Source organism: Mesorhizobium sp. M4A.F.Ca.ET.020.02.1.1, assembly GCF_004022645.1.
In the GTDB taxonomy this organism is placed as follows: domain Bacteria; phylum Pseudomonadota; class Alphaproteobacteria; order Rhizobiales; family Rhizobiaceae; genus Mesorhizobium.
Map to the genome: position 1 here is coordinate 1 of NZ_RZOI01000159.1, position 9803 is coordinate 9803.

The 9803-nt window shown below is 64.4% G+C and carries 12 protein-coding genes; 3 read left to right on the forward strand and 9 right to left on the reverse strand.

What is annotated here, in order from left to right; translation table 11 throughout:
- Positions 1-16: 16 nt before the first annotated feature.
- From EN742_RS12900 to fabA, 4 genes are all read right to left on the reverse strand, one after another.
- Complete coding sequence (locus tag EN742_RS12900; RefSeq protein ID WP_127406641.1) at positions 17-1561, reverse strand: bifunctional diguanylate cyclase/phosphodiesterase; 1545 nt, start codon at positions 1559-1561, stop codon at positions 17-19.
- A gap of 101 nt (positions 1562-1662) precedes the next feature.
- The gene (gene fabI / locus EN742_RS12905) at positions 1663-2475 is read right to left on the reverse strand and encodes an enoyl-ACP reductase FabI (protein ID WP_126056658.1); all 813 of its coding nucleotides are present in this window, start codon (positions 2473-2475) and stop codon (positions 1663-1665) included.
- 12 nt (positions 2476-2487) lie between these two features.
- Positions 2488-3708, reverse strand: coding sequence for a beta-ketoacyl-ACP synthase I (fabB, locus tag EN742_RS12910; RefSeq protein WP_126056657.1), 1221 nt, complete (start codon positions 3706-3708; stop codon positions 2488-2490).
- A 123-nt stretch (positions 3709-3831) separates the two neighbouring features.
- Positions 3832-4350, reverse strand: a complete 519-nt coding sequence (gene fabA, locus EN742_RS12915) for a 3-hydroxyacyl-[acyl-carrier-protein] dehydratase FabA (RefSeq protein WP_126056656.1) — start codon at positions 4348-4350, stop codon at positions 3832-3834.
- A gap of 265 nt (positions 4351-4615) precedes the next feature.
- On the opposite strand from fabA, the gene irrA reads away from it, so the two are divergent.
- Positions 4616-5047, forward strand: coding sequence for an iron response transcriptional regulator IrrA (irrA, locus tag EN742_RS12920; RefSeq protein WP_126056655.1), 432 nt, complete (start codon positions 4616-4618; stop codon positions 5045-5047).
- A 10-nt stretch (positions 5048-5057) separates the two neighbouring features.
- Positions 5058-5447, forward strand: a complete 390-nt coding sequence (locus tag EN742_RS12925) for a DUF4260 domain-containing protein (protein WP_127406616.1) — start codon at positions 5058-5060, stop codon at positions 5445-5447.
- Here EN742_RS12925 and EN742_RS12930 read toward each other — a convergent pair.
- Entirely contained in the window at positions 5444-6004 is a 561-nt protein-coding gene (locus EN742_RS12930) for an SH3 domain-containing protein (RefSeq protein WP_126056653.1), read from the reverse strand. The two genes, EN742_RS12925 and EN742_RS12930, sit on opposite strands and share 4 nt — an antisense overlap.
- A 157-nt stretch (positions 6005-6161) precedes the next feature.
- On the opposite strand from EN742_RS12930, the gene EN742_RS12935 reads away from it, so the two are divergent.
- Entirely contained in the window at positions 6162-7163 is a 1002-nt protein-coding gene (locus EN742_RS12935; RefSeq protein WP_126056652.1) for a D-glycerate dehydrogenase, read from the forward strand.
- Positions 7164-7168: 5 nt separating this feature from the next.
- Here EN742_RS12935 and EN742_RS12940 read toward each other — a convergent pair whose 3' ends face one another.
- From EN742_RS12940 to EN742_RS12955, 4 genes are all read right to left on the reverse strand, one after another.
- The gene (locus EN742_RS12940) at positions 7169-7582 is read right to left on the reverse strand and encodes a DUF126 domain-containing protein (protein ID WP_127406617.1); all 414 of its coding nucleotides are present in this window, start codon (positions 7580-7582) and stop codon (positions 7169-7171) included.
- Complete coding sequence (locus EN742_RS12945) at positions 7579-8820, reverse strand: aconitase X catalytic domain-containing protein (RefSeq protein ID WP_281034959.1); 1242 nt, start codon at positions 8818-8820, stop codon at positions 7579-7581. The genes EN742_RS12940 and EN742_RS12945 overlap by 4 nt, the downstream gene beginning before the upstream one ends.
- 8 nt (positions 8821-8828) lie before the next feature.
- Positions 8829-9317 (reverse strand): GNAT family N-acetyltransferase, encoded by a 489-nt coding sequence (locus tag EN742_RS12950; protein ID WP_127406579.1) that lies wholly within the window; start codon positions 9315-9317, stop codon positions 8829-8831.
- A 4-nt stretch (positions 9318-9321) separates the two neighbouring features.
- The coding region (locus EN742_RS12955) for a ThiF family adenylyltransferase (protein WP_189375307.1) at positions 9322-9803 on the reverse strand (482 nt) is incomplete at its 5' end.

Genomic DNA, 9803 nt, shown 5'->3' on the forward strand with positions numbered 1-9803 from the left:
CCTGTAATCTTCGCCGTCAGTGCATGCTGACAATGCGCGCCTCGCGCTTTTCGAAGCGCGCCGCACCAAGCTCGATCTTGAGCGGCGCCGGCCGGCCGAACAGATAGCCCTGCACCACCTCGCAGCCGGCGGCCCTGAGCAGCGTCGCCTGATTCTCGGTTTCGACGCCTTCGGCAATGATGCCGACGCCGAGCGCGCGCGATAGTCCGACGATGGTCGAGACGACCGCGCCGGAATTGGAATCGGTGTCGATGCGGCTGACGAAGGAACGGTCGATCTTGAGCTTGCCGAACGAGAAATCGATGAGGTAGCTCAAATTGGAATAGCCGGTGCCGAAATCGTCGACGGCCACTGAGATGCCCATCTCGGCAAGCTGCTGCAGGATGATGGCCGCGCGCTCTCGGTCCTGCATCATCGCAGTCTCGGTGACCTCCAGCTCCAGCCGCGACGGCTTGATGCCGGTGGCGGCCATCGTCTCGCGCACATTGCCGACGAAATCCTTGGTCATGAACTGGACCGGCGAGATGTTGACGGCGACGAAGCAGTCCTCGGGCAGGTACTGGGCGTCGCTGCAGGCCTTGCGCAGCACCCATTCGCCGATCGGGTTGATCATGCCGGTCTCTTCCGCGATCGGGATGAACTCCATTGGCGGGATCATGCCGCGCTCGGGATGCTTCCAGCGGATCAGCGCCTCATAGCCGATAACACGGCCGCTCGGCAGGTCGAGCTGCGGCTGGTAGTGGAGGTCGAAATCGCCACGCTCGAAAGCGGTATGCAGCTCGGACTCGATCCATTGGCGATAGTCGGCGACCCGGCCCATGTCGGCATGGAAGACTGACCAATTGCCCACGCCGCCGGCGCGCGCGTTCTGCAGCGCAAGGTTGGAGCGGCGCAGCACCAGCACGGGGTCGACGCCGTCCTTGGGCATTGCGGCAATGCCCACCGACAGGCTGACCGACTGCTGATGCGAATTGAGCTGGTAGGGCTCCATCATCTCGTCGATGAGCTTCTCGATCGCCTCCTCGACCGGGCCCTTCAGCGCGCGGTCGGCCAGCAGAACACCGAACTCGCCGGCGCCGAGGCGCCCGATCACCGTGCCCTCCGGCATGCGGGCCTTGAGCCGCTCGGCGAAGGCCCGGATCAGATCGTCGCCATGGCTGTAGCCGATGGCGTCGTTGATGTGTTTGAAGCGATCGATGTCGATGTCGACTAGGAAAACCGGTTCGCCTGTGCGGATCGTCACCGATGCCGCCTCGGCGATCTTGCCGACCATTGCCGGACGCGCGAGCAGGCCCGTCAGCTTGTCGAAATTGGTTTCGCTGAAGACATACTGCTCGGATTCATCGACGCCGGCGAAGAAGGACAGGGCGGCGCCCGCCGCGGCCAGCGCGCAGAGAGCTGCGATGATGCCGGCCATTGTTCCTGCCGGCATGCCGGCAAGGCCGTCGCCAAAACCGAACTTCAGCCCCCAGATGCCGAGGATAAAACTGCCCATGCCCGAACTGCCTATGGTCAGCAGTCGGAACAGCGGAGTTCGCTTCGGGTTGCTGACAGCAGACATGCAGAGTCCCCAAGGTGCGGGACGTTCTAGCGGAAATCTCCTTAAAATGAGTTTCCGCCAATGAATCCAATTTTACCAGAAGCTGAGTATTTCCGGCGGGATTATTCCCGGGCGCCGTCGCTCTGCTTCAATTCATCGAGCGTTGGCATGGAAACGATGTGATAGCCGGAATCGACATAGTGGATCTCGCCGGTGACGCCGGACGAGAGATCAGACAACAGATAGAGTGCCGAGCCGCCGACCTCGTCGATGGTCACCGTGCGGCGCAGCGGCGAGTTGCGCTGCTGGTAGGAGAACATGTGTCGGGCGTCCGAAATTCCGGCGCCGGCGAGCGTGCGCACCGGTCCAGCCGAGATGCCGTTCACCCGGATGCCGCGCGGGCCGTAGTCGTTGGCGAGATAGCGCACACTGGCTTCCAGTCCGGCCTTGGCGACGCCCATGACATTGTAGTTCGGCATCACCCGGACCGAACCGGCATAGGTCAGCGTGATCATCGAACCGCCATCCGTCATCAGCGGCGCGGCGTTGCGGGCGACCTCGGTGAAGGAATAGCAGGAGATCACCATGGTACGGACGAAATTGTCGCGGCTGGTGTCGGCGTAGAGGCCCTTGAGCTCGTTCTTGTCGGAAAAGCCGATGGCATGGACGACGAAGTCCAGTCCGCCCCAGGCCTTGCCGAGCGTTTCGAACGTGGCGCTCACCGAGGCGCTGTCCTCGACGTCGCAAGGCACCACCAGCGATGCGCCGAGCTTTTCCGCCAAGGGCTTGACCCGCCGCCCGAAGGCGTCGCCCTGATAGGTGAAGGCGAGCTCGGCGCCGTGCTCGGACAGTTTCTTGGCAATGCCCCAGGCGATCGAATGGTCGTTGGCGACACCCATGACAAGCCCGCGCTTGCCCTTCATCAGTCCGTCCATGACTGGCGATCCTTATGCGGAATAGCGCTGGAAAATCAGCGTTGCGTTAGTGCCACCGAAACCGAAGGAATTGGACAAAACAGTGTCGATCCTGGCGTTGTCGATGCGCTTGCGCACGATCGGCATGCCTTCGAATTCCGGATCGAGCTCTTCGATATGGGCGCTCTCGCCGATGAAGCCGCCCTGCATCATCAGGATGGAGTAGATGGATTCCTGCACGCCGGCGGCGCCCAGCGAATGGCCGGTCAGCGACTTGGTCGAGGTGATGAACGGCATCTTGTCGCCGAACACCTCGCGGATGGCGCCCATTTCCTTGGAATCGCCGACCGGCGTCGAGGTGCCGTGCGTGTTGATGTAGTCGACCGGCGTAGACACCGTGGAGAGCGCCTGGCGCATGCAGCGCACCGCGCCTTCGCCCGAGGGCGCCACCATGTCGTAGCCGTCCGAGGTCGCGCCATAGCCGACGATCTCGGCATAGATCTTGGCGCCGCGCGCCTTGGCGTGCTCGAGTTCCTCCAGCACCAGCACGCCCGCGCCACCGGCGATGACGAAGCCGTCGCGGTTGACGTCATAGGCGCGGGAAGCGGTCGATGCCTTGTCGTTGTACTTCGACGACATCGCGCCCATGGCGTCGAACAGGTCCGACATCGTCCAGTCGAGGTCCTCGTGGCCGCCGGCAAAGACCATGTCCTGCTTGCCCCACTGGATCAGTTCGTAGCCATTGCCGATGCAATGCGCCGAAGTCGAGCAGGCGGACGAGATCGAGTAGTTGACGCCGTGGATCTTGAACCAGGTGGCAAGCGTCGCCGATGCGGTCGACGACATCGCTTTCGGCACAGCGAACGGGCCGATGCGCTTGGGGCTGCCGTTCTTCAGCGTAGTTTCGGCCGCCTCGACGATGGTCCGGGTGGAGGGGCCGCCCGAACCCATGACGATGCCGGTGCGCTCGTTGGTGATGTCACTCTCGCCAAGCCCGGCGTCGGCAATCGCCTGGTCCATGGCCACGTGGTTCCAGGCCGCGCCCTGCGACAGGAAGCGCATCGCGCGTCGGTCGATCATTGCCGACGGGTCGAGTGTTGGGGCGCCCCAGACCTGGCAGCGGAAACCGTGTTCAGCGAAGGAATTGGAAAAGCTGATGCCCGATTTGGCATCATGCAGCGAGGCCTGCACTTCATTGGCATTGTTGCCGATCGACGACACGATGCCGAGGCCCGTCACTACGACCCGTCTCATTCGCAACTCCTTCCGGCGCATGATTTCGAAAACCGCAATCGGAATTCGCAGAGGATCATACGCAAAATAAAAGCGCTATGCGGTCCCACATTCAAAGGGCGCATGGCGGGGTGGTGGCGCCGGTCAAACCGCCGCCGATTGCTTGGACAGACCCACTTTCAAATCCGTCGCCGCGTATATGGGTTCGCCGTCCGCCTTCAGCCAGCCATCGGCGATGCCGAGCACCAGGCGCCCGCGCATCACGCGCTTGAAGTCGATCCCGTATTCCACCTTCTTGACCGACGGCGTCACCATGCCCTTGAACTTCACCTCGCCGGTCGACAGGGCCATGCCCTTGCCCGGCTCGCCGAGCCAGCCGAGATAAAAGCCGGTCAGCTGCCACATGGCGTCGAGGCCGAGGCAGCCAGGCATGATCGGATTGCCGATGAAATGGCAGGCGAAGAACCACAGGTCCGGCTTGATGTCGAATTCGGCGCGGATGAACCCCTTGTCGAAGGCGCCGCCGGTCTCGCTGATCTCGGTGATGCGGTCGAACATCAGCATCGGCGGATACGGCAGCTGCGCGTTGCCCGGTCCGAACAGCTCGCCGCGGGCGCAGGCAAGCAGTTCTTCATATTCGTAGCTGGACTTCGAACCCGCCATCAATTTCGTCCCCGTGATCGTCCCGGGCGGTGGGCGCCCTTGTCGTTGGCTTCCTAACACAATCTTTCCAAGGCCGGAAACCGGCGTTTGCGCTTAACCTGCCCGTCTGCCCGGGTCAATGCGCGCGGGAGCACAAGCGTCTTGCTCTATTGATCGCATTCGGCCGACAGAATATATGTCGAAACGTGTCCAGTTTCGGCCGATGACGTTTTTTCGCCACTCTGGGCATGTTTTTGGGCCGAAAGCGCGAGCTTCGACGGGATAGATGGATCAGGGCTGCCGGAAGGATAATGTCGCTGTGGACAAGCGGGTTCGCGAGGCCGGCCTGAGGCCTACACGCCAGCGCGTTGCGCTGGCCGATCTGCTGTTTGCCAAGGGCGACCGCCATCTGTCGGCCGAGGAACTGCATGAGGAGGCGATCGCAGCCGGCGTGCCGGTTTCGCTCGCCACCGTCTACAACGCCCTGCACCAGTTCACCCAGGCGGGCCTGCTGCGCATCCTCGCCGTCGAGGGGTCGAAGACCTATTTCGACACCAATACTTCCGACCACCACCATTTCTATATCGAAGGCGAAAACAGGATATTCGATATCGCCAGCGGCCCGGTGACTGTCTCCAACCTGCCGGAGCCGCCGCAGGGCATGGAAATTGCCAATGTCGATATCGTGGTGAGGCTGCGCCCGAAGCGGCGCGACTGATCCGCTTCCGATGCGGCCTGTCGATCTCGCAATCAGGCTCGAATGGTGTGTCGCTGCGGCGGCGGCCGTCGTCCTCTATGCGATGACGGGCACGTCATGGTGGCTGTTCGCGCTGCTCATCCTGGCGCCGGACCTGTCGATGCTGGGCTACCTCGCCGGACCGCGCGTAGGTGCCAACGCCTACAACGCCCTGCACATGCTGATCGTCCCGCTTGTCCTGGCGCTGGCCGGATATGTCCTCGGCAGTTCCATGGCGACGGCAGTCGCGCTGATCTGGATCTCCCACATCGCCATCGACCGCGCGCTCGGCTACGGCCTCAAGCTGCCCAGCGGTTTCCAGGACACCCATCTTGGCCGCATCGGCCGCCGCGAGGTCCCTGCGCCTGTCAGGCCGGATTAGTTCTTGACCCGTTCGCCCGGATAGGCGCCCCAGACGACTGACTGCTGCAGCCAGCCGGTGTGGCCTTCGAAGGTCATCTCGCACCATTGACCGTCGCACTTCTTGATTGAGCCCATGACGCCCGGCTCGAGGATGGCGACGACGCCTGCATCCTTATCAGGATCGTCAAGCAGGTTGATTCGGCCGCCCTTGCTGCGCTGCCAAGGCGCGACGATCGCGGTGCGGCGGCCCGAAAGCAGCGACTGGTTGATCCAGCCTTCCGAGCCGTCGGCATCCCGCACGCGGCGCCAGGTGTCGAATTCCTGGATGATTTCCATAGGCAGGCCCGCCTTCATATACATCCAATCGACCGAATAGTTGGCGCCGGGGCCGACGCGTGAATTGACGCGGCCCGATTTCAGGCTGACGAAACGCGGCAAGGGAAGGCCGCTGGGGCCCAGCGTGACCGTCTGCGCCGGGCCGGCCGCGCTCTGCGCCGCCACCTGTTGCGGGGAAAAAAGAAGAGCGCCAAGAACGGCCGCGCTGAGAGCCAGGCGAAGCGACGCGAAACCAGACACTTTCATTCCTTTCGGCGCCTGCCCTTTGGCACCGGCGCCCCTTTTTCTTTGTCTTCGGCGGCACCGCTTGTTACAGGAGTGGCTGGCACCGCGACCGGCTTCAAGTTTCGCCTGTCTTGGTTAAAGAGGTCTCAACGAGATCGGGTTCGAGGAAACAATGGCAGGCAAGAAAAGGCCCCTCGTCGTCATCACGCGCAAGCTGCCCGATCCCGTCGAAACCCGCATGCGCGAGCTGTTCGACGCGCGGCTGAATGTCGAGGATCGGCCGATGACGCAGCCGGAGCTTGTCGCCGCGGTCAAGGAAGCCGATGTGCTGGTGCCGACGATCACCGACAACATCGACGCCGCACTCATCGACCAGGCCGGCGACAATCTCAAGCTGATCGCCAATTTCGGCAATGGCGTCGACAAGATAGACGTGGCGGCGGCGGCAAAGAAGGGCATCACCGTCACCAACACGCCGAACGTGCTGACCGAGGATACCGCCGACATGACCATGGCGCTGATGCTGGCTGTGCCGCGGCGGCTGGCGGAAGGCGCCAACGTGCTGACCAGCGACAAGAAATGGGCCGGCTGGTCACCGACCTGGATGCTTGGCCGCCGCATCTGGGGAAAACGTCTCGGCATCGTCGGCATGGGCCGCATCGGCACCGCTGTCGCCCGGCGCGCCAAGGCCTTCGGCCTGTCGATCCACTACCACAACCGCCACCGCGTGCTGCCGGCGGTCGAGGAAGAGTTGGAAGCGACCTATTGGGAAAGCCTCGACCAGATGCTGGCCCGTATGGACATCATCTCGGTCAACTGCCCCTCGACACCGGCGACCTTCCATCTGCTTTCGGCGCGGCGCCTGGCGCTGATGCAGCCCTCGGCCTACATCGTCAACACCGCGCGCGGCGACATCATCGACGAGGAATCGCTGATCAAGCTGATCCATGACGGCAAGATCGCCGGCGCCGGTCTCGACGTCTACGAGCACGAGCCGGCGCTGAACAGCAAGCTGCTGAAGCTCGCCGCCAAGGGCAAGGTCGTGCTTCTGCCGCATATGGGTTCGGCGACGCTCGAAGGCCGCATCGACATGGGCGAGAAGGTGATCATCAACATCCGCGCCTTCTTCGACGGCCACCGTCCGCCGGACCGCGTGCTGCCGCTCAGGACCTGAGGCCGTCAGCCAGCGATGGTGAGGGCGCCATCGCCGGCGACGTTCACAGTGCTGCCGCGATAGGCCTCGAACACGTTTCGAGCAAGCTGGACCGCGATCGGCGTCTCCCAGCCCATTTCCCTGGCGACGATGAGTCCGAGCAGGAGGATCGCGTCCGGCTCGTGCAGCACCAGCGCGGCTGGCGCCCGGCCGTTGTGGACAAGCTCCATCAGCACGGCCGAGGCCGAGGATGAGCCGATCGTGCCCGGCAGGAACAGCACCCGTCCGGAGATGATCTCGCCATGCTGCGGATGGCGCACGTCGGCGATGCGGCCGGTCTTCGGGTCGACGCCGCCCCAGAAGCTGATCGGCGCCGTCAGCACCAGCGCCTCGCCTTGCCCGATTCGCCCCGGCACCAGGATTTCCGGAGCGGCGCTCATGCCGCGATGTCCGTAAATCGTGGCTTACCAAGCACGGCGCTTTCGACGCAGTCGGCCAGGGAGGCGTAGAGTACGGAGTAGCCGGTGTTGCCTGGCGCGTAATGCGCGAACTTGCCCGAATTCGTCATCAGCACGCCGTTGCTGAGCACCGGCATGATTGGCGTCACCACCACGCAAGTGTCGGCGACGATCACCACCCCGCTTGCCTCGAGCGCCTTGCGCCGGCCACCCTGTTCGAGGCCGGACAGCGCATAGCGGCCGGTGCAGGCATAGATCGGCACGCCGAGCCGCCGCCCGGCGATCAGCCGTTCCAGCATGTCGAACTCGGCCAGCGACAGATGCGGGCTGCCGATTGCAACTGCGTCGATTGTCTTTGGCGCCGCTGCCGTCGACAGCCCCGCACGGGCATTTGCGGCCATTTCGGGCGTGACGCGGATCACCGTTTCCGGCGCGGCGCCGGCGAGAATGGTCTCGGCATCGGGCGCCTCCGGCGTCACGCCGGCAATGTGAAAAAGGCCGACGGCGCCGGACGAGGCGGCGGCGGCGCCGAAGGCCTTCAGCGCGTCCTCGCCGGGGTGCCTGGCCACGCCGGTGACGACGCCGACTGCGTTGCCCACCTCGCGGCCATAGAGGCTGCCAAGCACCGGCCACGCGATCTCGGAAACGAGGAATGAAGGCGAGAGGCCTGAAACATCGAACACAAGTCGCGCCCGCCGGTTGTCCGGGCGGTGCAGGCCATAGTCGGGAGCGCGGCCTGTGATGGCGCAGGCGATGTCGAGGAAATCGCCATAGCGATTGGTGCGCGCGCCCAGCACCGAATTGCAGAACACCACCGCGTTGGACTCGCCCCAGGCGACGTCGCTGCCCTGCGCCGGCCGGTGCCCGGCCTGGTAGGGAGCGCAGGTCCAGCTCTGCTCGCAGCCAAGCTTGCGATAGGCTTCCATCATCCGCCGCGCCATGCCGCGCTGCGGCTCCTCGAGGCGGATGCGCGAGCAGCCCATCAGGTCGAGTGCGCCGACATTGAGCGTCGAGCGCACCGCGACGCGCGCGCCGCCCTCGACAAGCCGTTCGGCAAACAGTGTGCCGGAATCGCCGTGGTAGAGCGCCCCGTCAATATGCGTCGAGGCGATTGGGATGAGCCGCGGCGCGTCGAGCAGGCGGGCACTTTCGGCAACGATGCGCATCGCCATTCCCGTGCCGTCCCGACCGGCGGCGATCGCCTGTTCTTCCGCGCTCAAGGTTAGGCTCATAACAGCACCTTGCGCATGGTGATCGAGGTCGCCCGGTCGTAGCCTTCATGCGCGGTGCGTTCGGTCTCGTCAAAGCCGAGCCGCACGAAAGCCCGGTGGTTTCCATCGAGTTCGATGCGCGTTTGCAATTCGACGGCGCCCTTGCCACGGCTAACGGCAAGGTCCTCGGCGGCCTGCATCAGCAGCCTGCCGATGCCTTGCCCCTGCAAGTCTGGCTCGACGGCGAGCTTGCCGACATAGAGGGTATCGGCGCGCTCCTGCGTGAAAACGCAGCCGGCGATCCGGCCGTCCCGCAGCGCCAGGAGCCCGATTTCCTGCCGGGCCTTTTCCTTGAGCCTTTCGGCGGTCAGCAGATGCGCCGAGGAGGGCGGATCGATGACGCCGTCCATATAGGCGAAAGAGCGCATGATCAGCGAATACAGTTCCTCCCATCGCCCGAAATCGGGTCGGATTTGCGTAACGAAGACGCCTGTCGGCCGGTCCATGCGATCAGGCTCTCTTGTAGCGGATCGTGTCGAAGCGCGCGCCGAGCGCGTCGTAGAGCAAAAGCCGGCCGACAAGCGGCTCGCCGATGCCGGTGATCAGCTTTATCGTCTCCATCGCCTGCAGCGTGCCGATGACGCCGGTCAGCGCGCCGACAATGCCGGCAACGGCGCAGGACGGCACCAGCCCCTCCGGAGGCGCTTCCGGGAAAAGATCGCGGTAGCCCGGGTTCGGCTTGCCGTCGGCGCCGGCCTCGAACGGCTTCAGCACGGTCAGCGAGCCGTCGAAACGGCCGACGGCGGCGTGCACCAGGGGCTTGCCTTCCGCCGCGCAGGCATCGGCCACCGCGTAGCGCGTCTCGAAATTGTCGGAGCCGTCGACCACGATGTCGTAGCGGGCGACGAGGGCAGGGGCGCTGTCCGCCGTCAGCCTGAGGCGGTGCGGCTCCACCACGACATTGGGGTTGATGCGCGTGATCGCTGCCGACG